The sequence below is a fragment of the Pseudomonas sp. GGS8 genome (assembly GCF_024168645.1).
Taxonomy (GTDB): Bacteria; Pseudomonadota; Gammaproteobacteria; order Pseudomonadales; family Pseudomonadaceae; genus Aquipseudomonas.
Genome location: NZ_JALJWF010000001.1, coordinates 4,833,896 through 4,860,001, shown reverse-complemented (window position 1 = coordinate 4,860,001; position 26,106 = coordinate 4,833,896). Strand labels below are relative to the sequence as shown.

Annotated in this window: 13 protein-coding genes; 7 read left to right on the top strand and 6 right to left on the bottom strand. The window is 60.5% G+C overall.

Going from position 1 to position 26,106, the window contains the following annotated elements; translation table 11 throughout:
* The first annotated feature begins 72 nt into the window (after positions 1–72).
* Together J3D54_RS21795 and J3D54_RS21790 are read left to right on the top strand one after the other, a co-directional pair.
* A complete protein-coding gene (locus J3D54_RS21795; RefSeq protein ID WP_253422524.1) occupies positions 73–6,102 on the top strand; it encodes a DUF5801 repeats-in-toxin domain-containing protein in 6,030 nt (2,009 codons plus the stop codon).
* Positions 6,103–6,385: 283 nt separating this feature from the next.
* Positions 6,386–11,986: a DUF5801 repeats-in-toxin domain-containing protein gene (locus tag J3D54_RS21790; RefSeq protein WP_253426708.1), complete on the top strand. Its 5,601-nt coding sequence runs from the start codon at positions 6,386–6,388 to the stop codon at positions 11,984–11,986.
* Positions 11,987–12,105: 119 nt separating this feature from the next.
* On the opposite strand, the gene J3D54_RS21785 is transcribed toward J3D54_RS21790, so the two are convergent.
* The 4 genes from J3D54_RS21785 to J3D54_RS21770 all read right to left on the bottom strand — a co-directional run bounded on the left by J3D54_RS21785 (position 12,106) and on the right by J3D54_RS21770 (position 17,901).
* On the bottom strand, positions 12,106–12,822 hold the full coding sequence (locus J3D54_RS21785; protein ID WP_253422522.1) for a LuxR C-terminal-related transcriptional regulator: 717 nt from the start codon (positions 12,820–12,822) through the stop codon (positions 12,106–12,108).
* A gap of 627 nt (positions 12,823–13,449) precedes the next feature.
* The gene (locus tag J3D54_RS21780) at positions 13,450–14,829 is read right to left on the bottom strand and encodes a TolC family outer membrane protein (RefSeq protein WP_253422520.1); all 1,380 of its coding nucleotides are present in this window, start codon (positions 14,827–14,829) and stop codon (positions 13,450–13,452) included.
* Positions 14,830–14,831: 2 nt separating this feature from the next.
* Positions 14,832–16,145 carry an HlyD family type I secretion periplasmic adaptor subunit gene (locus tag J3D54_RS21775; RefSeq protein WP_253422518.1) on the bottom strand — a complete coding sequence of 438 codons (1,314 nt, stop codon included), beginning with the start codon at positions 16,143–16,145 and terminating at the stop codon, positions 14,832–14,834.
* A complete protein-coding gene (locus tag J3D54_RS21770; RefSeq protein ID WP_253422516.1) occupies positions 16,123–17,901 on the bottom strand; it encodes a type I secretion system permease/ATPase in 1,779 nt (592 codons plus the stop codon). Before J3D54_RS21770 ends, J3D54_RS21775 begins: the two co-directional genes overlap by 23 nt.
* Before the next feature lie 188 nt (positions 17,902–18,089).
* Between J3D54_RS21770 and J3D54_RS21765 the strand changes: the two genes are divergently transcribed.
* A complete protein-coding gene (locus J3D54_RS21765; RefSeq protein WP_253426706.1) occupies positions 18,090–18,755 on the top strand; it encodes a trans-aconitate 2-methyltransferase in 666 nt (221 codons plus the stop codon).
* A gap of 118 nt (positions 18,756–18,873) precedes the next feature.
* Here the strand turns inward: J3D54_RS21765 and J3D54_RS21760 are convergent, their stop codons facing one another.
* Complete coding sequence (locus J3D54_RS21760; protein ID WP_253422514.1) at positions 18,874–20,214, bottom strand: HAMP domain-containing sensor histidine kinase; 1,341 nt, start codon at positions 20,212–20,214, stop codon at positions 18,874–18,876.
* A complete protein-coding gene (locus J3D54_RS21755) occupies positions 20,211–20,870 on the bottom strand; it encodes a response regulator transcription factor (protein ID WP_253422512.1) in 660 nt (219 codons plus the stop codon). Before J3D54_RS21755 ends, J3D54_RS21760 begins: the two co-directional genes overlap by 4 nt.
* A gap of 162 nt (positions 20,871–21,032) precedes the next feature.
* Between J3D54_RS21755 and J3D54_RS21750 the strand changes: the two genes are divergently transcribed.
* From J3D54_RS21750 to J3D54_RS21735, 4 genes are all read left to right on the top strand, one after another.
* On the top strand, positions 21,033–21,503 hold the full coding sequence (locus tag J3D54_RS21750; protein ID WP_253422510.1) for a DUF2271 domain-containing protein: 471 nt from the start codon (positions 21,033–21,035) through the stop codon (positions 21,501–21,503).
* 25 nt (positions 21,504–21,528) lie between these two features.
* Positions 21,529–23,709 carry a PepSY domain-containing protein gene (locus tag J3D54_RS21745; protein ID WP_253422508.1) on the top strand — a complete coding sequence of 727 codons (2,181 nt, stop codon included), beginning with the start codon at positions 21,529–21,531 and terminating at the stop codon, positions 23,707–23,709.
* Positions 23,699–24,661, top strand: a complete 963-nt coding sequence (locus J3D54_RS21740) for an FAD:protein FMN transferase (protein ID WP_253426705.1) — start codon at positions 23,699–23,701, stop codon at positions 24,659–24,661. The genes J3D54_RS21745 and J3D54_RS21740 overlap by 11 nt, the downstream gene beginning before the upstream one ends.
* 388 nt (positions 24,662–25,049) lie before the next feature.
* On the top strand, positions 25,050–26,090 hold the full coding sequence (locus tag J3D54_RS21735) for an ABC transporter substrate-binding protein (RefSeq protein ID WP_253422506.1): 1,041 nt from the start codon (positions 25,050–25,052) through the stop codon (positions 26,088–26,090).
* Positions 26,091–26,106: the final 16 nt, after the last annotated feature.

The following is a 26,106-nucleotide window of genomic DNA, read 5'->3' as shown; positions in this document are numbered from 1 at the left end:
CCCCGGCGATTAGTCATAGTTGCAGAGGTTAATGGTCAGGCCTCAATGACCGTAATTGCTCAGGAGAACGTCATGACTATTCGCGAGCAAAACTCATCGCTAACGGGCGATCCAACCTCCCTCAACTTAACCTCGATTACGGCCAACGCTCTGAGCGTGGCGCCCGGCGCGAACGTTACGCTGGACGAAACGGCAGGGTTGCAGAACCTCACCGCCACACCAAGCCCCGCGGGAGACGCTGACGATAACGATATCCTGGTGGCATCCCTGCCCTCGGCTTTCTCTACCCGCTTAACCGCACTGGGGGCAGGTACTGCAACGGGTGCGGCCTTGAGCGGCTATACCGGTGCCGCGGGCAACACCGGCAGCAATGCGTTCACCCTCACCGACCCGTCCGGCGTCACCGATATCAGATTCGTCGACAGCGCTGGCGCACCGCTCGACGGCGTGGACAGTGGACTGGATACCCTCGATGGCACCAGCATCCTTCTCTACACCGATACGAACAATAACAACATCCTTGTGGGCCGAGCCGGAAGCGCAAGCGGCGCGATCGTGTTCGCTGCCTATATCGAAGAAACCGGATCGCCGGTCTCAGGCGGCAAGATCTGGACCGTGGAATACCAACCGCTCAAGCATCCAGATGCGACGAACCCCGATGATTCGCTCAATCTGCAGGATAAGGTGTTCGTCGGAGTCAGTCAGGACCTGGGATTCAGCCTGGCCGGTGCGCCCTCCGGTCAGAACCTCTTCCTGATGTTCACGAAAGCGAACCCGACAACTGAAGTTATCAATGGTGTCACACGGATCACCGATCCCACCATCATCGCCACCGGCAAGGATCCCGCAGACCAGTCGAGTGGCGCCAACATAAACACTGGCGACACGATCAATACCAGCCAGGGCGGTGGCCCGACCACCATCGGCACCAATAACCAGATGATTGTGGAACAGGAAGGCATCCGCTTTTCGTTCGTCACCGGTGCCAGGCAGGATGTGACCGTTCCCAACCTTAGCCAGACCGAAGCCGATGTTGAATCCAACATCGACTTTACCGGTGTCTACAATTCGACATCGGCCAATTTCGACGTCGTGCAGTTGCAAAGCGGCAAGAGTGCGGTGGTAAAAATCAGCGCATTCAACACCGCCGCTGAACCTGGCGCGAATTTCATCAACGGCTATGCGAATGACACGCCGGTTGCCATCACCAATGTTCAAGTCATCAACAATAGCACCGGGCTGGTGATCGAAAATTCCGACGGCTCGGTGAATGATCCGACCATCACCATCAGCTTTACGGGTGGGGTTGCAACACTCACCGGCATTAAAGCCGGCTACCAGATTGAATACACCACGACATCGGATCACAACCGCGTACTCATCGAGAACGGCGCGGCCCTCGACGCCAGAGGCGATAACCACGCCGATTTTGATATCGGCGGCTTCTCGCTGCGCCAAGCCTCCACCTCGACCGCCGAAATCGGCTCCAAGATGATCTTCGAAGACGACGGGCCGAGCGTCAGTGCGACCGGCACGGAGCCGACGCTGACCGTGGACGAAACGGTACTGACCACCGACGCTACCCAGAACTTTACCGCCAACTTCAGCTCGGCGTTTGGCGCCGATGGTGCCGGTACGCTGACCTATGCGTTGGGCGTGGTCGCGGGTGGCTCCGGGCTGACCGACACGGCCACTGGTGAGGCAGTCAACCTGTCGCTCAACGGCACAGTAGTCGAAGGTCGAACAGCCACCACCAACCTGCTGGTGTTCACGGTCAGCGTCGCTGCCAACGGTGACGTCACCCTCGACCAACTCCGGGCGGTGGTGCATCCTGATGCGACCAATCCGGATGATTCAACGAGCCTGACCTCGGACAATCTGGTGACGCTGACGGCCACCATCACCGACAAGGACGGCGACAGTGCCCACGCGACCCTCAACATCGGGCAGAACCTGGTGTTCAAGGACGATGGGCCCAGCATCAGCACCACCGGCAGCGAGCCAACACTGACGGTCGACGAAACGGTGTTGACCACCGACGCCACCCAGAACTTCGCCGCAAACTTCACCTCGGCGTTTGGTGCTGATGGCGCGGGCACGCTGACCTATGCGCTGGGCGTGGTAGCCGGTGCCTCCGGGCTGACGGATACGGCTACCGGTGAGGCCGTCAATCTGTCGCTCAACGGCACCGTGGTTGAAGGCCGCACCGCCACCACCAACCTGCTGGTGTTCACGCTCAGCGTGGCCGCCAACGGTGACGTCACCCTCGACCAGCAACGGGCGGTGGTGCATCCCGACGCCACCAACCCCGATGATTCGACGAGTCTGACTTCGGACAACCTGGTGACGCTGACGGCAACTATCACCGACAAGGACGGCGATAGCAGCCATGCCACGCTCAACATCGGGCAAAACCTGGTGTTCAAGGATGACGGCCCCAGCATCAGCAGCACCGGCACGGAACCGACGCTGACAGTGGACGAAACGGTGCTGACCACTGACGCCACCCAGAACTTCGCGGCCAACTTCACCTCGGCGTTTGGTGCTGATGGCGCGGGCACATTGACCTATGCGCTGGGCGTGGTGGCGGGTGCCTCCGGGCTGACCGACACCGCCACCGGTGAGGCCGTCAACCTGTCGCTCAACGGCGCAGTGGTCGAAGGCCGCACGGCCACCACCAACCTGCTGGTGTTCACCGTCAGTGTCGCCGCCAATGGTGACGTCACTCTCGATCAGCAACGGGCCGTGGTGCATCCCGACCCAACCAATCCGGATGATTCGACAAGCCTGTCGGCGGACAACCTGGTGACCCTGACCGCCACCATCACCGACAAGGATGGTGACAGTGCCCATGCAACCCTGGACATCGGCCAGAACCTGGTGTTCAAGGATGACGGCCCCAGCATCAGCAGCACCGGTACGGAGCCAACACTGACGGTCGACGAAACGGTACTGACGACTGACGCTACCCAGAACTTTGCCGCCAACTTCACCTCGGCGTTTGGCGCCGATGGCGCGGGCACCCTGACCTATGCGCTGGGCGTAGTAGCGGGTGCTTCCGGGCTGACGGACACCGCCACCGGTGAGGCGGTCAACCTGTCGCTCAACGGCACCGTGGTCGAAGGCCGCACCGCCACCACCAATCTGCTGGTATTCACCGTCAGTGTCGCCGCCAACGGTGACGTCACTCTCGATCAGCAACGGGCCGTGGTGCATCCCGACCCAACCAATCCGGATGATTCGACAAGCCTGTCGGCGGACAATCTGGTGACCCTGAAGGCGACCATCACCGACAAGGATGGCGACAGTGCCCATGCGACCCTCGACATCGGGCAGAACCTGGTGTTCAAGGACGACGGGCCAAGCATCAGCACCACCGGCACCGAGCCAACCTTGACCGTCGACGAAACAGTGCTGGCGACCAACGATACCCAGAGCTTTACGGCGAACTTCAGCTCGGCGTTTGGCGCTGACGGTGCGGGTACGTTGACCTATGCGTTGGGCGTGGTCGCGGGCGGTTCCGGGCTGACCGATACCGCTACCGGCCAAGCGGTGAATTTGACGCTTAACGGTACAGTCGTGGAAGGCCGCACGGCGATTAGCAACGATCTGGTATTCACCGTCAACGTCGCCGCCAATGGTGATGTCACCCTCGACCAGATCCGCGCCGTGGTACATCCCGATGCCACCAATCCGGATGATTCGACCAGCCTGACCTCGGACAACCTGGTGACCCTGACCGCCACCATCACCGACAAGGACGGCGACAGCGCCCATGCGACGCTGAACATCGGCCAGAACCTGGTGTTCAAGGATGACGGGCCAAGTATCAGCACCACTGGCACGGAGCCAATCCTGACGGTCGACGAAACAGTGCTGGCGACCAACGACACCCAGAGCTTTACCGCCAACTTCAGCTCGGCGTTTGGCGCTGACGGTGCGGGTACGTTGACCTATGCGTTGGGCGTGGTCGCGGGCGGTTCCGGGCTGACCGATACCGCTACCGGCCAAGCGGTGAATTTGTCGCTTAACGGTACAGTCGTGGAAGGCCGCACGGCGATTAGCAACGATCTGGTGTTCACCGTCAGCGTCGCCGCCAATGGTGACGTTACCCTTGACCAGATCCGCGCCGTGGTACATCCCGACGCAACCAATCCGGATGATTCGAAGACGCTGACCTCGGACAATCTGGTGACCCTGACCGCCACCATCACCGACAAGGATGGCGACAGTGCCCATGCGACACTGAACATCGGCCAGAACCTGGTGTTCAAGGACGACGAGCCAAGCATCAGCACCACCGGCACGGAACCAACCCTGACGGTTGACGAAACGGTAATGACGACCGACGCCACCCAGAACTTCGCGGCGAACTTCACTTCGGCGTTTGGCGCCGACGGTGCCGGTACGCTGACTTATGCGCTGGGCGTGGTGGCCGCAGGCTCCGGACTGACGGATACAGCTACCGGTGAGGCGGTGAACCTGTCGCTCAACGGCGGCGTGGTCGAAGGCCGCACGGCCATCACCAACCTGCTGGTGTTCACCGTCAGCGTGGCGGCTAATGGCGATATCACCCTCGACCAGCAACGGGCCGTGGTGCATCCCGACCCAACCAATCCGAATGATTCGACGAGTCTGACCTCGGACAATCTGGTGACCCTGACCGCCACCATCACCGACAAGGACGGCGACAGTGCCCATGCCACCCTGAACATCGGACAAAACCTGGTGTTCCAGGACGACGGCCCTACACTCGCCTTTGGCAACCTGATCGGCACCGGTAGCATCCTTCCACAGCAAGGGTACTGGGATCACTCGACCGGAGCCGACGGACTGGGTGCAACCGGTCTGGATATTTCGTTGGTGAATAACCAATTCACCCTCGTCCGGCCAGACAACACGACCACCACCGGGACCGGCACGCTCACCGAGCAATCGCCCTCACCGGACGTCAACGGCGCGTTCCACTTCGCAGGAACTCTGACCGGTGATTTCGACAACAACGCCGCCACCGCGAATACCAGCGTCGACTACACACTGACCGCCTTTGCCAATGGCACCTATGCACTGGACCTGGTGCAAGGCTTCAGTTCCGAGATCGTGCTCAGCAGCGCCGACGGCTCGCTCAGTGCCGGCGGCCCGGACCCGGTGCGCACATTGTTGATCCCGCCGCAGAATCCGCCGACGATTCCTTCGCCATCTGAGGAGATTGTGTTCTTTTCCGCGAAAGCAACGGCGTCGACTGCGGACATCCTGACCGGCATCGGGCTCGGGGCCCCCGACCCCACTGAAGCCCAGCTACAAACCAACCCGCTGCCGTCGTACATCGACCCGAGGGCCATGAACGTCAGCACGTCCGGTATCGGCGTCGCCAATAACCTCTTCCAGGGAGACAACCTGGCGGCCATCAGTGCTGCCGATGAAAGCTTCGTGATCAATCCGGAAAGCCTGCTGACGAGCATGAAGGTCTTCATCGACAACTCCGTGGGGGGTTACAACACGGCGACCGAGGACTTGTACTACAGGGCTTTCTACGAGGATGGCACGTTCTCGAACCTGATCGAGGTGAACACCGTGACGCCGGAGGCCGGTGGACAGGTGTCCTTCCTCATTCAGAGCAATGGCACGAACCTGATCGACGCGGTTCAGCTCACGATGGCCCGGGGCGAGATCAAGATCCCGACGATCCAGTTCACTCACGAGACCGAGAGCCTGGCCAGCGATGTCAAGCTGGCGTTCAACGCGACGCTGACGGACAAGGATGGGGACTCGGCGACGAGTACGTTCGACGCCAACCTGTTCGCCAACGACTTGGGCACCACCTTCGATTTCACCCTGGTGGGTACGAGCGGTGAGCGGGATGCCTTCAACGTCGATTTGTCATTCACCCAAAACAAGTACCAGATCACCGGCTTCGATGCGAACGCAGGGCTGCGCGACACGCTGGTGCTCAACGGCGACCAGGGCGCCGTTGTCCAGTCGATCGACAACAGCGGCGCAAACAGCATCGTGACGGTTGCCGAAACGGGCGGACAAATCACGACCATCACCTTGGTCGGGGTTGATCTGCTGAATACCGACATAGTCCATGGCAGCGCCTGAGGCAGCGCACGCGTAAAGGATGCGAGGGTGGTGGAAACCACCCTCGCATTTTTTTGCAGTGCCAATATCAGATCCGCACTGATCGCATTCGCTGTGAGCGCTCGAACACCACAAGACTTGAACACTGGGCACCCTGCGGCAGGCCTCCGACGAGCACGACTAGTCTGAAACTCCCACCCCGCGTGGGAGTTTCGGCTGATGTGCAATCCCCGGCGCTTCTCCATAGTTGCGACCAATGGTCAACGGTCAGGCCTCGATGACCGCAATTGCTCTGGAGAAAGTCATGGCTGCTATTGGCGAGCAAAATTCATTGCTAACGAGCGATCCTGCCCCCCTATATATTTCAACCCTCGACTCAGTGGTGACAACATCGGTTACCGTCAACGCTCTAAGCGTTGTGGCCTCCGGCGCGAACGTTACACTGGACGAAACGACCGGATTGCAGAACAGCACCGCCACGCCAAGCCCTGCGGGGGACGCTGATGACAACGACATTCTGCTGGCCTCCCTGCCCTCGACTTTCTCTACCCGTTTGACCGCACTGGGTGCAGGTACCGCAACAGGTGCAGCCTTGAGTGGCTACACCGGTGCCGCAGGCAATACCGGCAGCAATGCGTTCAGCGTCAGCGCTGACCCCGGAGCAACCATTACCAATATCAGCTTCGTCGACAGCACAGGCGCAGCGCTCAATGGCGTGGACAGCGGACTGGATACTATCAATGGCACCAGCATCCTTCTGTATACCGATACAAACGACAACATCCTTCTGGGCCGAGCCGGAGGCCCAACCGGCGCGATCGTGTTCGCGGCCTATATCGAAGAAACCGGATCGCCGCTCTCGGGCGGAAAAATCTGGACTGTGGAGTACCAACCCCTCAAACATCCGGACGCCAGCAACCCCGACGATGCGGTCAATCTGCTGAACAAGGTGTTCATCGGAGCCGGTCAGGATGCGGAATTCAGTCTGGCCAATGCGCCGTCGGGCCAGCAGTTGTTCCTGATGTTCACGACCGCGGGCGCGACGGCCGATGCGAACGGCCGGATTCCCGGTGTCTCGATCGTCGTCACCGGCAGGGATCCGCTGGATCAGTCGGCAAGCAGTGCCGCCATCACCAGCGCCGACACGGTCAACAGCAGCCAGGGCGGCGGCAGCACAACCCTGGGCACCAACAACCAGGCGATCACCGAACAGGAAGGCCTGCGCTTCAGCTTCGTCACCGGAGCCAAGGCGGACTTCACGATCCCCAACCTGAGCCCGGGCGAAGCAGGTGTCGAAGCGAACATCGACTTCACCCAGTACTTCGGCGCCCGCTCCGCGACCTTCAAGGTCGTACAGGAGACGGGCGGTACAACCGCGAAGCTCTTGCTCACCGCTGTCAAGAACGCCGACAACGTCAGCGGGTCGCAGAGCGGCGTCAACTTCGTCAACAGCTACGCCAACGACAGCACCGAAAAGGTCGCGATCATCAACGGCAGTGTCACCGTGAAGACGTTCGCGGGCGCCACCGTCAGCAGCGCCGTCATCACCTACAACGCCGACGGCACGGTGCTGATCACCGGCGTTCCGACCGATTCGCAGATCACCTACAGCACGGCGACCGACCACAACCGCGTGATGATCGAGAACGCCGGGTTGCTGACCGACAAGAGCGGCGACAAGACGCACGCTGACTTCGACATTGGCGGTTTCAAGGTGCTGCAGTCCAGCACGTCAACCGCCGAAATCGGCTCCAAGATGATTTTCGAAGACGATGGGCCGAGCATCAGCACCACCGGCACCGAGCCGACCCTGACGGTCGATGAAACGGTACTGGCGACCAACGCTACCCAGAGCTTTGCCGCCAACTTCACGTCGGCGTTTGGCGCTGACGGTGCCGGCACGCTGACCTATGCGCTGGGCGTGGTCACAGGAGCCTCCGGGCTGACCGACACCGCCACCAATGAGGCGGTCAACCTGTCGCTCAACGGCACCGTAGTGGAAGGCCGCACGGCCACCACCAACCTGTTGGTGTTCACCGTCAGCGTTGCCGCCAATGGCGACGTCACCCTCGACCAGATCCGCGCCGTGGTGCATTCCGATGCGACCAATCCGGATGATTCGAAGACCCTGACCGCAGACAACCTGGTGACGTTGACGGCAACCAAGACCGATGGCGACGGTGACAGCGCCCACGCCACGCTCAACATCGGGCAGAACCTGGTGTTCAAGGACGACGGGCCGAGCATCAGCACCACCGGCACGGAGCCGACGCTGACAATCGACGAAACGGTGCTGGCCACCGACGCCACCCAGAACTTTGCCGCCAACTTCAGCTCGGCGTTTGGCGCTGACGGTGCGGGTACGCTGACCTATGCGCTGGGCGTGGTCGCCGGCGGCTCCGGGCTGACCGACACCGCCACCGGTGAGGCCGTCAACCTGTCGCTCAACGGAACCGTGGTCGAAGGCCGCACCGCCACCAGCAACCTGCTGGTGTTCACGGTCAGTGTGGCCGCCAATGGCGACGTCACCCTCGATCAGCTCCGCGCCGTGGTGCACTCCGACCCAATCAATCCGGATGATTCGAAGAGCCTGACCTCGGACAACCTGGTGACTCTGACCGCGACCAAGACCGACAAAGACGGTGACAGCGCCCAGGCTACCCTCAACATCGGCCAGAACCTGGTGTTCAAGGACGACGGACCGAGCATCAGTACCACCGGCACCGAGCCAACGCTGACGGTGGACGAAACGGTGCTGACGACCGATGCCACCCAGAACTTTGCCGCCAACTTCAGCTCGGCGTTTGGCGCTGATGGCGCGGGCACGCTGACCTATGCGCTGGGCGTGGTCGCCGGTGGCTCCGGGCTGGTGGACACGGCCACGGGCGAGGCCGTCAACCTGTCGCTCAACGGCACCGTGGTCGAAGGCCACACGGCCACGACCAACCTGCTGGTGTTCACGGTCAGCGTCGCTACCAATGGCGACGTCACCCTCGACCAACTCCGCGCCGTGGTGCATCCCAACACCACCAATCCGGATGATTCGAAGACCCTGACCGCGGACAATCTGGTGACGCTGACGGCAACCATCACCGACAAGGACGGCGACAGCGCTCATACGAGCCTCAACATCGGCCAGAACCTGGTGTTCAAGGACGACGGACCGAGCATCAGCACCACCGGCACGGAACCAACGTTGACGGTGGACGAAACGGTACTGGCAACCAACGCCACCCAGAGCTTTGCCGCCAACTTCAGCTCGGCGTTTGGCGCTGATGGCGCGGGCACGCTGACCTATGCGCTGGGCGTGGTCGCCGGTGGCTCCGGGCTGGTGGACACGGCCACGGGCGAGGCCGTCAACCTGTCGCTCAACGGCACCGTGGTCGAAGGCCACACGGCCACGACCAACCTGCTGGTGTTCACGGTCAGCGTCGCTACCAATGGCGACGTCACCCTCGACCAACTCCGCGCCGTGGTGCATCCCAACACCACCAATCCGGATGATTCGAAGACCCTGACCGCGGACAATCTGGTAACGCTGACGGCAACCAAGACCGACAAGGACGGCGACAGTGCCCAAGCGAGCCTCAACATCGGCCAGAACCTGGTGTTCAAGGACGACGGGCCAAGCATCAGCACCACAGGCACCGAGCCAACGCTGACGGTCGACGAAACGGTGCTGGCCACCAACGATACCCAGAGTTTCGCGGCCAACTTCAGCTCGGCGTATGGCGCTGACGGTGCAGGAACACTGACCTATGCGCTGGGCGTGGTCGCGGGTGCCTCCGGGCTAGTGGACACGGCCACCGGCCAAGTGGTGAATTTGTCGCTTAACGGCGCAGTGGTGGAAGGCCGCACGGCGACGAGCAACGATCTGGTGTTCACCGTCAGCGTGGCCGCCAATGGCGACGTCACCCTCGACCAGATCCGCGCCGTGGTGCATTCCGTCACGACCAATCCCGATGATTCGAAGACCCTGACCGCGGACAACCTGGTGACGCTGACGGCAACCATCACCGACAAGGACGGCGACAGCGCCCACACGAGCCTCAACATCGGCCAGAACCTGGTGTTCAAGGACGACGGGCCCAGCATCAGCACCACCGGCACGGAACCGACGCTGACAGTCGATGAGACGGTGCTGGCGACCAACGATACCAAGAGCCTCGCGGCCAACTTCACCTCGGCGTTTGGCGCCGATGGGGCTGGCACCCTGACCTATGCGCTGGGCGTAGTGGTGGGTGCCTCCGGGCTGGTGGACACGGCCAGCGGCCAAGCGGTGAACCTGTCGCTCAACGGCGGCGTGGTCGAAGGCCGCACGGCCACCAGCAACTTGCTGGTGTTCACCGCCAGTGTCGCCGCCAATGGCGACGTCACCCTCGACCAACTCCGCGCCGTGGTGCATCCCAACGCCAGCAATCCCGATGATTCGACGACGCTGTCGGCGGACAACCTGGTGACGCTGATAGCGACCAAGACCGATGGGGACGGCGACAGCGCCCAGGCGACCCTGAACATCGGGCAGAACCTGGTGTTCAAGGACGACGGCCCATCACTCGCCTTCGGCAACCTGATCGGCACCGGTAGTGTCCTTCCACAACAAGGATACTGGGATCATTCGACCGGAGCCGACGGACTGGGTGCAACCGGGCTGGATATTTCGTTGGTGAATAACCAGTTCACCCTCGTCAGGCCAGACAACACGACCACCACCGGCACCGGCACGCTCACCGAGCAGTCGCCCTCACCGGACGCCAATGGTGCCTACCACTTCGCAGGGACGTTGACCGGCGATTTCGACAACAACGCCTCCACCGCGAATACCAGCGTCGACTACACGCTGACCGCCTATACCAATGGCAGCTATACACTGGACCTGGTGCAAGGCTTCAGTTCGACGATCGTGCTCAGCAGTGCCGACGGCTCGCTCAGTGCCGGCGGCCCGGATCCAGTGCGCACCTTGTTGATCCCGACGCAGAATCCGCCGACGATTCCTTCGCCATCCGAGGAGATTGTGTTCTTTTCCGCCAAGGCAACGGCGTCGACGGCGGACATCCTGAGCGGTATCGGGCTCGGTAAACCCGACCCTACCGAAGCCCAGCTACAGACCACCCCCCTGCCCTCGTACATCGACTCGGCGGCCATGAACGTCAGCACGTCCGGCATCGGCGTCGGCAATAACATTCTCCAGGGAGACAGCCTGGCGGCCATCAGCAATGCCGATGAAAGTTTCGTGATCAATCCGGAGAGCCTGCTGACGGGGATGAAAGTCTTCATCGACAACTCCGTCGGGGGTTACAACACGGCGACCGAGGACCTGTACTACCGGATCTACTACGAGGATGGCACCTTCTCGAACCTCACCGAGGTGAACACCCTGACACCGGAGGCCGGCGGACAAGTGTCCTTCCTCGTTCAGCAGCAGGGCACGAAGTTGATCGACGCGGTTCAGCTCACAATGGGTCGAGGCGACGTCAAGATCCCGGTGATCCAGTTCATTCAGCAGACCGAGAACCTGGCCAGCGATGTCAAGCTGGCGTTCAACGCGACGCTGACGGACAAGGATGGGGACTCGGCGACGAGTACGTTTGACGCCAACCTGTTCGCCAACGACTTGGGCACCACCTTCGACTTCACGCTGGCGGGTACGGCCGGTCAGCGGGATGCCTTCAACGTCGATTTGTCATTCACCCAAAACAAGTACCAGATCACCGGCTTCGATGCGAGCGCAGGCCTGCGCGACACGCTGGTGCTCAACGGCGACCAGAACGCCGTTGTGCAGTCGATCGACAACAGCGGCGCAAACAGCATCGTGACGATTGCCGAAACGGGCGGACAAATCACGACCATCACCTTGGTCGGAGTCGATCTGCTGAATACCGACATTGTCCATGGCAGCGCCTGAGGAAGCGCGCGCGTAAAAGAATGCGAGGGTGGCGTAGAAACCACCCTCGCATGCCTTACAGGTCTGATATGGGATTCACGGACGGCGACACAGTGACGGCCTGGGCGCCCCAAAGAAATTCAATGCAGTTCCACCCAAGTGGACTCGGGCGGTTCTTCATTGTTGGTGAGCCCGTGCTTCTGTGCGTATATCAGCAAGTCGATACGGTTAACGAGATTAAGCTTTTGATAAATGTTACTGAGGTGGTTGTGCACGGTGTGCTCACTGATACCCAGGCGCCCGGCGATGCACATGTATTTGGCAGACGGATCCCCCACGATGGCGCGAATCAGTTCCCTTTCACGCAGCGTCAATCGCGCTTGTTTCGCCTGCTCCGAATTGCATTTCAAGGGTATATGCCCGGTCGCGACATAGTCGGAAAGCCCACCAACCCAGGCTCTATCCAGCCCGATGTCACGATGATGGACCTGGATGATGGCTCGGATGATCGATTCCGTCGGGTCTTCCGCCAGCACGACGCCGCGTGCGCCCGCCTCTATCGCCTGGGCAACGGGGACGGTTTCGTACAGACTCTTGAGCACCAGCACTTTGATTTCGGCGCTGCGGGCGAGCCCCGCGACAACCGCCAACGGGTTCAGCGCATCCGGAAAGAAACTGAAAAAAATGACATCGGGACGCAACTGATCGGCAAGATCCAGCGCTTTGGTATAGGTAGTGGCCTGCCCGCTCACTTCCATCTGAGGCTTGCGGGCGTTGATCAAGTCCTGAAGGCCCATCAGCACAAGAGGACGACAGTCGATCAGCATCACGCTTATTGGTTTTATTTGGGTCGTCATTACCGTCCTGACTCCCTTGAAAAATGCACGATGGCCTCCACCCGTTGGCCTTCCTGGATCAGCAGCTCATTCACCTGACCACCCACCATTGAAGGACAGATGCGAGCGCCGACAGGCCTTGACAGTGCCCACTCGGTATTAGCCCTGAGGGACACTTCCACCCGTTGCACCGGCAGGGATTGCGGACGTTCCCAGAAGCCGGGCAAAAGCCATCGAAACAACAGAAATAGGAATAATCATCAATAGGTTGCGTTTGATGACGTGCTCCCTCGAACCGCTCAACTGAGTCTAGGCCAGCCCAGCGCGCTGCCGGCCCAGACATCCGCCAGTCGTCGACTCAGCCTCCTGCGGGTAGCCCGGCCAATGCTCCCAAGAGGAGCCTTCCCCCTAGGAAATCAAGGTCTTAGACTCGCCGTCGGCGACCTGCGGCCAAGGTCTACCCTCGACCAAAATCGTCAATTAACCGACGAATGGCGAAAAAGAAAGTATGAGAATAAAAACGTCGTCAATTTATCGGCGAAGGCCTATATCACCGAGCCCCCACAAGCCAGCCCCAGGCCCGTGGGCATGCACTGGAAAACCAGCCTGGCTGGAGAGAGGTATACGACGTCGGTATTGCTGGCAGGATCAGGGGGATGCGAGTTTTTGGCTGGAGCTGCGGGGGCTCAACCAGGCATTGACGTTTTCGACACTCTCGACAGGCGGCTTGCCCGCCCAGCGATTGAGCGTGAAGACATTGGTGACGAAGTCGTATTGCGTCTTGAGCAGATCACGACGAGCCCGGAATTCGTTGCGTACGCTGGTCAGTACATCGACGGCATTGACCATTCCGTAACTGAGTCCTTTCTCTGCCGCCACTCTGGACAGTTGTGCCGAGGCCAAGGCATGCCGGCTCGCACTGATCTTTTCTGCGCTCGAGTTGGCGGTCAGGTAAGCGGTGGTGATCTCCTTGACCACTTGGCGCTGAACTGCTTCCAGTTGCTGCTCTGCCACGATCTGATCCTGGTAGAGCCCACGCACCCGCGCCGAGGTTGAGCCGCCGCTGTACAGCGGCACTTGCACGCCAATACCGGCGACATAACTGTCGGTACGCGGCGCCAGGGAGTTGTTGTAGCCCTCGTTGGTCTGCTGCGCGCTCAGAGAAAGGCTCACGGTCGGATAGTGCCCGCCCTTGCCGCCACGCAACGCAGCGCCTGCTGCCTCGACACCACTTTCATTAGCCTTGAGCGCCGGGTTTTGCGCTACCCCCTCGCGGACCCACGTTTCAAGACTCTGTGTCGAGACCTGTAGTTGCACGTCATCGCGAATCCGGTTGAGCTTCTCCTTGACCGGCCGGCCGACGATTTCCGCCAGTGCCTCGCGCGTGATGCTGGCTTGGTTCTGGGCATCCAGTTCCTGCGCCGCCAGCAAATCGACCCGGGCCTTGAGGTCGAGCTGATCGGTAATCAACGCCAGCTGCTTTTCGTACAACGCATTGACTCTGTCCAGACTCTTTTGCGTGGTTTGACGCTCCGCCCTTACCAATTCCAGTTCATCCTCGGCCGCCAACGCGGCGAAGTAACGCTGGGCCAAATCCACTGTGGCCTCAGCCTGGGCCTCCTGCGCTTCTGATTCGGTTTGCTTGGCCAGGCTTTTGAATCTTTGGTAGTTCTCCCACGCGGCCTTGTTGTAGAGGTACTGACGCAGCGACAGGCTGTAGATTTCGCTATCGTAACTGCGCTGCACCAGGTCGCTCTCCTGATGAATCCGGTTCTGCCCGGCGTTGAGCGCTACCTGTGGTAACAGCGAGCCCAGGGCCTCGCGTTGATGTTCCTCGCCCGCCTTCACTCGCGCATACGAGGCCAATACTCGCGGGTCTTCCAGCCGGGCCTCGCGATACAACTGCATGAGATCAGTGGAATACGTCGAGGCATTGACCCCGGTCGGCTTTGCTTCAGTGGTTTGCGCCAGAACGGCACCCGCGGCAAACATGAACGCCCCGCCCAGCAGAACTGTCGACGCTCGCATGATCACTCCTCGATCATCGCTTGAGAGATGACATTGCGGGCCGGCTGCAGAAGGTATTGCAACAGCGTGCGTTGCCCCGTGATGATCAACACGTCCGCAGGCATCCCCGGCAGTAATTTGCGATCACCCAAGGCGCGCACGCCGGCTTCGGTGACCCGGACCCGCGCCAGGTAATAGGGAGTCCCTGTCTTTTCGTTGACCAGCCGGTCCGCCGAAACACTGATGACCTCGCCCTGGATCACCGGCGTGGTCGCACTGTTGAACGCGCCGAAACGGATATCGGCACGCTTGCCGATGGCGATGCGATCGATATCGACCGGCGCCACCTGGGCCTCTATGACCAGTGCTGAAACCGAGGGAACAATGTCCAGCAAAGGCGTCGCCGAGCGCACGACGCCGCCAATCGTATGCACCGTCATGCCAATCACCATGCCCGACTCGGGTGCGCGGATGATGATATGGCTGAGCCGGTCCTCCAGCGCGGAAGCCTTCTCTTGCAGGTCGTAGATTTTGGTCTGGACATCGGCCAATTGTTTGGCGACATCGGCATTGAAGTCTTTATCGACTTGTAGAATCTGCAGCTGTGTTTCATTGATCTGCAGGCGCGTCCTGGTGATGGTCGAACGATGGTCGGCCAATTCGGACTTGACCATTTCAAGCTTGCGCTGCTGCTCCAGCAGACGTTGTTTGTCGACGAATCCTTGCGACAACAGGTCGGTCAATTCAACGATTTCACCGCTGTAGGATTTATTCAGTTGGCCCTTGACCCCGATCATCGCCTCCAGCCCCTTGATCTGTTGATTCAACTGACCAATGCGCTCTTTCAGCACCGATATCTGGCCCAGCCGTGACCCCCGTCGTGCGTTGAATACCTGGGTCTCGCCCTGGCGCGCTTCGGCACCTCGCAGGCTGTCGGGATCGCTCATGACGTCAAAGCCAATTACTGGCAGATTGTCCCGCTCAGCCTTGAGTCTTGCCTCCATGGCTCTGGCGGCAATGAGCTGGCTTCGGGTCATCTCGTATTCGGATCGCAGCTGGGCATCATCGAGAATAATCAGCGGGTCATCTTGTTTGACGATGTCACCGTCATGGGCCAACACCTCTTTGACGATGCCACCTTCGAGGTGTTGCACCGTTTTCCGATAAGCCTGCACGGTGACCACGCCAGGCGCGTAAGCCGCGCCATCGATCGGTGCGACCGCCGCCCAAGTGCCGAATACCCCGAAGGTCATCAATAAAATGCCAAAACCCAGGCGACGGATCTTTCGATCAGATACCGCCAGGTCGGCGAAGTTATCTGTTTGACGAGTGAGCATCGTACTGTTCATCGGCATCACCCTTGCGAGTAGCCACCGAAGCCACGCTTGCGCCTGCTTGCGTGGCGTGCTTTTGTGCCCGCTGCGCGAGTTCGGCCAGCACTTGTTCGCGTGGTCCATAGAGACTGATAGCGCCATCACTCATCACCATCAGCCGGTCAAGTTGGGACACAATGTTGGTTCGGTGGGTAATCACAAAAAGGGTTGCACCTGTCAGCTTGAGCTGCTGGATAGCCACCGCCAGGGCGCGATCACCGACTTCGTCGAGATTGGAATTGGGCTCGTCGAGGATAATCAGCCGCGGGTTGCCATACAGGGCACGGGCCAGGCCGATGCGTTGGCGCTGCCCTCCCGACAGCATGACGCCATCGCTGCCAATGACGGTGTCATAGCCATCGGGCAACAGCAGAATCATTTCGTGAACGCCGGCAGACTTGGCCGCCAGAACGACTTTCTCGGAATCGACCTCGGCGAAGCGGGCAATGTTCTCGCTGACGCTGCCTTCGAATAATTCAATGTCCTGGGGCAAGTAACCGATGTACGGCCCAAGTTCATGTTTGTCCCATGCGCTGATGTCCGCGCCATCGAGCCGGACCACCCCATGCTGCGGCCCCCATACCCCCATCAGCGCCCTGGCCAGGGTGGACTTGCCCGCGGCACTTGGACCGATGATTCCGACTATGCAGCCGGCAGGTGCGCTGAAACTTAAGTTTTTGATGATCGGGGTTTTCGAGCCAGGTGCCGCGACGATCAAATTCTCCACCTGCACATGCCCCTGAGGCGCAGGCAATGACATACGCTCGGGCTGAGCCTGTTGTTTGTCGAGGATGTCGTTGAGGCGGCGGTACTGCGAACGGGCTGCAATAAAGCCCTTCCAGCTGCCGATGATCAGATCGATGGGGGCCAATGCGCGCCCTAGCAACACGGACCCGGCAAACACCATGCCTGGCCCCACCTGGTGATCCACGGTCAGGTACGCCCCCAGACCCAGGATCAGCGATTGCACCAGGATCCGGAAGGACCTGGAAAGCGTGCTGATGATGCCACCTCTATCACTCGCCCCGGACTGCAGCATCAGGACATGTCTTTGGCGACGCCCCCAACGGTCCATCAGGGTTTCAAGCATACCCATGGACTCGATGACTTCAGCGTTGCGCAGATTTTTCGTGGTGTGGAGCGTCGCGCTGATATGTTCCTTGTTAGCCTGGGCAAGTGTCGGCCCCGTCAACCTCTCATTGAGAAACGCGAGCAATAACAACACCAACGCACTGCCCACCGCTACCCAGCCATACCAGGGATGGAACATGAACATCACAGCAACATAGATAGGCAACCAGGGCGCATCGAAAAAGGCGAATAGTCCATTACCGGAGAGAAACTGTCTCAAGCCCGTCAAGTCGTTGAGCGACTGGGCTGAAGCATCCATGCCGCCACTTTCCAGCGCCCGTTTGAAACTGGCCTTATAGACCTGGCGACCCAGCAACACATCCAGCCGGGTACTGACCCGAACCATGATGCGTGAACGCACCCATTCCAGGGAACCGAGTGTTACCACCAACCCGGTCATGATTAGCGTCAGCATCGCCAGGGTCGTCAGACTTCCGCTGGTGACCACTCGTCCATACACCTGAAGCATATAGAAGGTGGGAACGAGCATCAGCGCGTTGATGAAAAAGCTGAAAAAGCCAACAGAAACAAAGCTGTCTCTACAGGCTTTCAACGCTATTTTCAGACTGTTTTCAGGTGTGTTTCGCATGGAAACCCCTGCTCGAAAAGCCATACCTTGAGGAGCTTAGATCATGCCGAACGACTGTGTGTAGCAATCGACAGACCGTCACAGGCACACGAGTTTTATCCCTGCAATTGCCCCGGTTCAGCTCTTTCCCCAACAAGGCCCCGCACTTGTCCTATCCTTCCATCCACCCCATTACTCTGGACATCAAAATGCCCGCCCCCGAATCCATCCTCCTCCAGAGCTGGCACCACAATGCCCAATCCTGGATCGAGGCTATCCGCACTGGAGCGATCGAAAGCCGCCTCACCGTCACCGACCAGGCCATCCTGCTGGCGATACTGGGTCGTCAGCCCGAGCGTGTGCTCGACCTGGGTTGCGGCGAAGGATGGTTGTTGCGTGCGCTGGCTGAACGGAGCATCGAGGCGGTCGGAGTGGATGGCGATGCGACGCTGGTCGAGGCGGCGCGGGCGGCGGGCTCTGCGCAGGTGCATTTGGCGAGCTATGAAGCGTTGGTGGAGGCGAAAGTGGACATCGGAAGCCACTACAACCTGATTTGCGCCAACTTCGCCCTGTTGCAGCAGGACATCATCCCCCTGCTCGCCGCCATGAACGCCCTGCTCGCCCCCGGTGGCGCGCTGGTAATCCAGACGCTGCACCCGTGGACCGCGGCGGCGGGCGACTATCAGGACGGTTGGCGGGAAGAGACCTTCGCCGGGTTCAAGGGGCAGTGGCAACCCATGCCGTGGTACTCGCGCACCTTGTCCAGTTGGCTCAATGCACTGGACATGGCCGGTTTTCGGCTGGCCAGCCTGCAGGAGCCGCAGCATCCGCAAAGTCCGGTGCCGCAGTCGTTGCTATTGGTTGCTGAGCGATAATACTTTTACACATGTCAACCTGGCACTGAGATCAGTGCAGTAATTCTGCCCGGACCTCTTAGCCTAGGGGCAGCCAGAGAAAATCGTGGCGAACAGTGAGCACATGCCAAGCATGCCCTCAGCCTTCGACAGTGGATACGAGCGGTAACCAGACGCGGACTTCGAATCCCTCCTGTCGACCTGTTGCCGGCGACACCAGCATCATTTGCGCATTGACCCCCTGCACAATGGTTTTGGCAATCGCCAACCCCAACCCTGACCCGCTCGCTTCACTGTGACCGCGCACAAAACGCTCGGTCAGGTGCTGCAACATGGGTGCCGGCACCACCGGGCCGCCATTGACCACCCGCAGCAGCGCCTGGTCGGTGAGGCTGACTTCGATCGGTTGATCCATTGCACCGTACTTCAGCGCATTCTCGATCAGGTTGCGCAACAGAATACCGAAAGCGTCTGGATCAATGACCGAGTACACACTGGCCTGGGTGGGCAACTGCAGCTCGATGTGGCGAGCGCTGCTATGGTTCCACTCATCAACCACATGGACCAGCAACGGAACGAGATCCTGGGGCGTTTCGGACAACAGCCCACCGCCCTCGGCCTTGGCCAGTTGCATGAGCTTTTCCGAGAGCCGCGCCAACTCGCGCAACGAGTTTTCGATCTTTGCCGCGCGCACTCGCAACGGGCCCTCGGGCGCTTCGTGACGCAACCGCTGGACCTGCGCCAGGGTCGCGGCCAGTGGCGTGCGCAGTTCATGAGCGCTATTGGCGGTAAAACTGCGCTCGGCCTCCAGGGCCTTACGCAAGCGCTCCAGCAGATGGTTGACCGCGTCAGCCAGCGGATCGATTTCGGCCGGCAGGCGCGACGTTTTGATCGGCGACAGATCACCCACCCCACGGGCCTCCACCGCTCGACGATAGGCCAATACGCTGCGCAGGCTGATGCGCACGAATAACCAGGTGCCCAACAGGCTGATGGGAATCAGCGCCAATAGCGGCAACAGCAAGGCAAACAAGGCTTCCCGCGCGGCCTCACGGCGATGACCAAGGGGCTCGGCGATTTCGATGAACAGTGTTTCCCGCAACGCACTGGCGCCATACAGACGGTATTTATCAGTGGTGGAGAAACCTTCAGCCGGTTGTTTGTTGAAGATATTCGGATTGGCGTCGTGGGATTGCATCTGGATCTTGCCACTGGCATCACGCACCAGATAGGTCAGGTATTCCTTGTGCGTTGTCAGCGGGGCCACGTGTTGTGTCTCATCGGGCTTTTCCCGTTTGCTGATTTCCAGTACGGCCAGGGGCAGGATGCGTTGCGCCGTCTCTTCCAGCGCGCTGTCGAATGCCTCGTTCAACTCATGTTGCACCACCAGCCAGGCGCCGACGGTCGCCCCCAGCCAAAGCAAGGTCATGCCCAGGGTCAAGCCCAGACCGAGACGTCTTTGCAGGCTGGACGATTTCATGCGGACATCAACCGGTAACCCATGCCGCGCACGGTTTCAATCAGGTCGCGCCCGAGTTTCTTACGCAACCGGCTGATATAAACCTCGATTGTGTTGCTCTCGATTTCGGCACCGAATGCGTACAACCGTTCTTCGAGCTGCGCCTTGGACAGCAACGCGCTGGGGCGCTGGATAAATGCCTCGAACAGCGCCCATTCCCGCGCCGTGAGGTCCACCGTCGCGCCGGCCCGTAACACCGTACGGGCACTCATGTCGATCTGCAGTTCGCCGAGTCTGATCTGCGGGTTGGGGTTGCCGCTGTAACGGCGGGCCACCGCAGCCACACGGGCCGATAGCTCAAACAGGTCGAACGGTTTGACCAGGTAATCATCGGCCCCGGCATTGAGGCCGGCGATACGCTCGGATATCTGATCCTGGGCGGTCAGGATGATCACTGGCGTCGCATCTCCTGCGGAACGCTGCTGACGCAAAAAATCCAACCCACGACCGTCCGGCAACATCAAGTCAAGCAGGATCAGGTCGTAAGGGGTGGTGCGCACACTGTTGCGCGCAAGCTCCAGGCGCTGCACCCAATCGACGGCGTGGCCGTCATCGGCGATCTGTTCGCGCACCGCCTCCCCCAACCCCGGTGCGTCCTCGACCAATAGAACCCGCATCTGGCACCTCCTTGATGATTATCGTGCAGCACCTTAATCGTCTTACCTGACGTGAATCTGAAGATTCAGGTGAGTTCCTCTGTCGATGATTTTTCCCGCGCTTCAGGTTGCTGTCAGCAAGCAGGTCCAGGCTCTGGAGCCAACGATCAAAAGGACAATCCCATGAAAAAGAGTATCGCTGCATCCTGCCTCGTCGGCGCCATTGCCCTGCCGGGGCTGGTCCAGGCCCGTGAAGTGACCTTGACCACTCAGCTCAAGGACTACAGCGGCAATGATGCGTATCTGGCGATCTACGTCACCGACGCCACTGGCCAATATCAGAAAACCCTCTGGGTGGCCGGCAAAAAGGCCAAGTATTACAAGCATCTGGCCGACTGGGCCCGTGGAAGCGGCATGAACCCGAGCGAGTTTGATGGAGTCAGCGGCGCCAGTGTCGGCAGCGGGCGCACTCTTAAAGTCAGCGTCGAACTGGCGGGCACCCTGATCGATGCCGGGTATCAAATCCGTATCGACAGCGCTGTCGAGGACAAGCGCGACGCCCGCGCCGATGTCAGCGTGCCCCTGACGTCCAAGGGCGCCGGCAAGCCGGCGACCGGCAGCACCTACGTCGAGTCCTTCACTTACGATCTGTAGCACCCGCCATTTCCGGAGGCTTAACATGCTTCGCCAGTTCCATTCCCTGCCCGGCCTGATCGCCGCCCTGTTGGTCATGCTGTTGGCCATCAGCGGCGCGATGCTGTCTGTCAACCCGGCTCTGGAACGCCTGCACAACACGCCAATCGCTGCCGGGCAAGTCAACGTCGGTCAGTTGGCCGGGCGCGTAGCCAGCCACTTTCAGGGCGTGGAGCAGATCCAGCGCACAGCGTCCGGGACGGTCATCGTCTACTACAACCAGGACGGTCAGGCCGGGGCCGAAAAGGTCGACCCGCTGACCGGTCAAGGCCTCGCACCTTACGAGCCATCCGCCTTCTCGCGCTGGATGAAAGACCTGCACCGCTCGCTGTTCCTTGGCACACCTGGCCACGGGGTGTCTGGAGTCGGCGCGCTGTTGATGCTGATGCTGTCGGTGTCTGGTGCGCTGTTGCTGGCCCGGCGGCTGGGCGGCTGGCGCAATCTGTTGCGACCATTGCGAGGTTCCTTCAGCCAGCGCTGGCATGCTGAAGTCGGACGTCTGGCATTGCTCGGGCTGCTGCTGTCGGCGCTGAGCGGGCTCTATCTGTGCGCCACGACTTTCGGTTTTATCGCTGATGGCAGTCAGAATGAGCCCACCTTCCCCGCCCACGTCAGCGCCGGCCCGGCCTTGCCGGTGGCGAACCTGAATGCCTTGCAGGCCACTGACCTGAATGACCTGCGCGAGCTGGTCTACCCAAGTCCCAACAACCCGCAAGACGTGTTTTCCCTGCGCACGGCCCAGGGCGACGGCTACGTGGAGCAGGTCAGCGGCACCTTGCTGTCCTATCAAGCCCACGACTCGATGCACAACCTCTATGAATTGATTTATCAGTTGCACACCGGTGAAGGCCTCTGGTGGCTGGGTCTGCCACTGGGGCTCTGTGCCCTCTGCGTGCCGTTGATGAGCGTGACCGGCATCCTGCTGTGGTGGCGCCGCCGCAAGGCCGCTCCGAACATCCGCGACAATTGCGCCGCGCAATCCGCCGACAGCGTGATTCTGGTCGGCAGTGAAAACAACAGCACCTGGGGCTTTGCCAACACCTTGCATGATGCCTTGCACCAGGCTGGACACCGGGTACATAGCGCGGCGATGAATCAATACTCGAACGACTATGGCAACGCCCAACGCGTGTTCATCCTCACCGCAACCCACGGCGACGGCGATGCCCCGGCCTCGGCTTCGCAGTTCCTGGCGCGGTTGACCAGGGTCGGCCTCAAACCCGGCCTGCCGTTTGCCGTGCTGGGCTTGGGCGACCGCCAGTTTGCGCAGTTCTGTCAGTATGCCCATCAGGTGCAGGACGCGATGTTACGGGCCGGTGGCTCTCCGTTGCTGGGGCTGGAAACCATTAACCGCCAATCCGCACAGGAATTTGCTCGCTGGGGCCATGCACTGGGCGAAGTGCTGGGGCATGACCTGACGCTGGTCCACACCCCGGAGCAGCCACGTACCCATCAACTGGTGCTGATGGAACGCATCGCCTACGGCGAACAGGTGAATGCACCGACCCACGTACTACGCTTCAAGGCACCCGGTGAGCTGCCGGAGTTTCTGGCCGGTGACCTGGCAGGGATTCTGCCCCCTGGCAGCGCAATTCCACGGTTCTACTCGCTGGCCAGCAGTTCGCAGGACGGTGTGCTGGAAATCTGCGTACGCAAACACCAAGGCGGCGTGTGCTCGCAATTCCTTCACAGCCTGGACATCGGTGCATCGATCGAAGCATTTATCCAGCCCAACCCGCAATTTCGTCCGGCGTCGGGCGCGCACCCGGTGATCCTGATCGGCGCCGGTACTGGTATAGGTCCCTTGACCGGTTTTATCCGCAACAACAAGGCTCGACACCCCATGCACTTGTATTGGGGCGGGCGTAACCCGGCTTCGGATTTTCTCTATGAATCGGAGCTCAAACGTTACCTGGCGGACCAACGCCTCACAGCATTGCGTGCCGCCTTCTCCCAGGTCATGGGCGGCAGTTACGTGCAAGACCGGTTGATCAGCGATGCGCTGGTCTTGCGCCGGATGATTGAGAAAGGCGCTCAAGTGTTGGTGTGTGGCGGTCGCGAGATGGCCAAGGGCGTGATGCAGGCCCTGGATGAAGTGCTGGCGCCGATCAACCTGAGTGTGCTGACCCTCAAGGCACAAGGACGCTACCGTGAAGATGTCTACTGACTTGCAACGCTACAGCCTGAATGGCGAAACCATGGGCACCCGTTACACTGCCCTGTTCTATGCGCAAGCCGGGATCGATACCGACAACATCGGCCACAACCTGGCGCACGCCGTGGCCCGGGTGGACCAACAAATGTCCACCTGGAAACCCGGCTCCGACCTCAACCGCCTCAACGCCGCCCCCGAGCAGGAGTGGGTGCCGGTACCTAAGGAACTGGCCCTGGTGCTGTCTGCCGCGCTGCGTGTCAGTCAGCAATCCGGCGGCGCCTTCGACATCGCGGTCGGCGATGTGGTGAATGCCTGGGGGTTCGGACCCGGCGAACAGACCGTCACGGAGCAGATGTTCGACACGCCGCCGCAGACTCGCCTGTCCGCCAGTGCAGCGCTGATCATTGACCCGCTACGTAATCATGTGCGCAAACGAGCGCCGCTGAACCTCGACCTGAACGGTATCGCCAAGGGTTTTGGTGTCGATGCGCTGGCCCGCTGCCTGGAGGGTTTAGGCATCACTCGTTACCTGGTCGGCATCGACGGCGAGATGCGTGCCCGCGGCGTCAAACCTGATGCTCAACCCTGGGTCGTGGCCATTGAAAAACCCTGCCGGGGCGTACGTGAAGTCATGGGTGTGATGGAACTCAGCGACGCTGCCATCGCCACGTCCGGAGATTACCGACACTGGGTCGATGTCAGGGGGCAGTCTTATGCCCACACCATGAATCCGGCCACCGGCGCACCGCTGTGCAACGCGCTCGCGGCCGTCACAGTGGTGGCGGCCTCGTGCATGCTCGCTGACGCCTGGGCCACGGCACTGATGGTGCTGGGCGAAACCGAAGGCCCACGCCTGGCACAAGAACGAGGGATGGACGCGTTGTTCGTACTGCGCGACGGTGAACAGTTCAAAGAAATATCCATCGTCGGCGGCCAGTTGCAGGCGCAGATTGAAATGCGCTGAAGGACCATTCGAAATCCGTACGATTTTAACCGCCAGATGAAACATGACGCCATGGGCTGCCACGCCCAGTTCGAGCCTTCATTGGTAACAGGTCGGAAGAAGACCCTGTAACCGGTTGATCCGCTTTATCTGAATACAACCCGGATCAGCGGTGCCCACTGCTGAAGAGCTTTTTTATAGCTCCCAAGCATATTTTTAATAATTTTCCTCTACCGAGTGATGCCGCACTATCAAACCGCACTGAGCATTTCTGGTCCGGCTTTCCCGGATGAAAGCTTTTTTCATAACGATGTCGGCCCCAAGAGCCCGGCACGGTGGAACCTTATCGGCCTCTGGCCAGCACTGCCCGGCTTTACACCATTCTAAAAACCAGCTGTGGGAGCGTTCCATGTCTTTATCCTTACGTACCTGTGTTCCTTTTTCCCTGGCCCTGTTGTGCACCGGCGTGTTCGCCGAGCCCCAGGCCCTGACCGTCATTTCGTTCGGCGGCGCCACCAAGCAGGCCCAGGACAAGGCCTATTTTCAACCCTTCAATGCAAGCGGTGCGGGACGCATCGTGGCGGGCGAATACAATGGCGAGCTGTCGAAGATCAAAGCCATGGTTGATGTGGGCCATGCCACTTGGGACGTGGTCGAGGTCGAGAGTCCAGAACTGTTGCGTGGCTGTGATGCAGGCTTGTTCGAGCGGCTGGACACGGCCAGTTTTGGCGACCAGGCCCAGTTCGTACCGGGGACCTTGACCGAGTGTGGTGTGGCCACCTACGTCTGGTCGATGGTCATGGCCTTCAACCAGGATAAGCTGACCAAGGCCCCGACTTCCTGGGCGGACTTCTGGAACGTCACCGACTTTCCGGGCAAGCGCGGCCTGCGCAAGGGCGCCAAGTACACCCTGGAAATCGCTCTGCTGGCCGATGGCGTCAAGCCTGACCAGCTGTACAAAGTACTGGGCACTCCCGAGGGCGTGAACCGTGCCTTTGCCAAGCTCGACAAAATCAAGTCAAACATCCAATGGTGGGAGGCCGGAGCCCAACCGGCGCAGTGGTTGATCGCCGGTGACGTGGTGATGAGCGCCGCCTACAACGGCCGTATCGCCTCGGCGCAGAAAGAAGGCATGAACCTGAGCATCGTCTGGCCACAGAGCCTGTACGACCCGGAATACTGGGCCGTGGTCAAAGGTTCGCCGAACAAGGCACTGGCCGAGCGTTTCATCGCGTTTGCCAGCCAGCCGCAGGCCCAGAAGGTTTTCTCGGAAAACATCCCTTACGGTCCAGTCCACCGCCAGGCACTGGCGCTGCTGCCGGAGCAAGTGCGCCAGCAATTGCCGACGGCTGAAGCCAACCTGGCCAAGGCCCAGTCGGTGGATGCGGAGTTCTGGGTGGACCATGGCGAGGAGTTGGAAGAACACTTCAATGCCTGGGCGGCGCGCTAGCCGCGACACACTCTCC

What these genes read in the sequence shown, in the direction of transcription:
- J3D54_RS21795 (WP_253422524.1), top strand. Translation starts at nt 73, where the DNA reads ATGACTATTCGCGAGCAAAACTCATCGCTAACGGGCGATCCAACCTCC.
- J3D54_RS21790 (WP_253426708.1), top strand. Translation starts at nt 6,386, where the DNA reads ATGGCTGCTATTGGCGAGCAAAATTCATTGCTAACGAGCGATCCTGCC.
- J3D54_RS21785 (WP_253422522.1), bottom strand. Translation starts at nt 12,822, where the DNA reads ATGACGACCCAAATAAAACCAATAAGCGTGATGCTGATCGACTGTCGT.
- J3D54_RS21780 (WP_253422520.1), bottom strand. Translation starts at nt 14,829, where the DNA reads ATGCGAGCGTCGACAGTTCTGCTGGGCGGGGCGTTCATGTTTGCCGCG.
- J3D54_RS21775 (WP_253422518.1), bottom strand. Translation starts at nt 16,145, where the DNA reads ATGCTCACTCGTCAAACAGATAACTTCGCCGACCTGGCGGTATCTGAT.
- J3D54_RS21770 (WP_253422516.1), bottom strand. Translation starts at nt 17,901, where the DNA reads ATGCGAAACACACCTGAAAACAGTCTGAAAATAGCGTTGAAAGCCTGT.
- J3D54_RS21765 (WP_253426706.1), top strand. Translation starts at nt 18,090, where the DNA reads ATGCCCGCCCCCGAATCCATCCTCCTCCAGAGCTGGCACCACAATGCC.
- J3D54_RS21760 (WP_253422514.1), bottom strand. Translation starts at nt 20,214, where the DNA reads ATGAAATCGTCCAGCCTGCAAAGACGTCTCGGTCTGGGCTTGACCCTG.
- J3D54_RS21755 (WP_253422512.1), bottom strand. Translation starts at nt 20,870, where the DNA reads ATGCGGGTTCTATTGGTCGAGGACGCACCGGGGTTGGGGGAGGCGGTG.
- J3D54_RS21750 (WP_253422510.1), top strand. Translation starts at nt 21,033, where the DNA reads ATGAAAAAGAGTATCGCTGCATCCTGCCTCGTCGGCGCCATTGCCCTG.
- J3D54_RS21745 (WP_253422508.1), top strand. Translation starts at nt 21,529, where the DNA reads ATGCTTCGCCAGTTCCATTCCCTGCCCGGCCTGATCGCCGCCCTGTTG.
- J3D54_RS21740 (WP_253426705.1), top strand. Translation starts at nt 23,699, where the DNA reads ATGTCTACTGACTTGCAACGCTACAGCCTGAATGGCGAAACCATGGGC.
- J3D54_RS21735 (WP_253422506.1), top strand. Translation starts at nt 25,050, where the DNA reads ATGTCTTTATCCTTACGTACCTGTGTTCCTTTTTCCCTGGCCCTGTTG.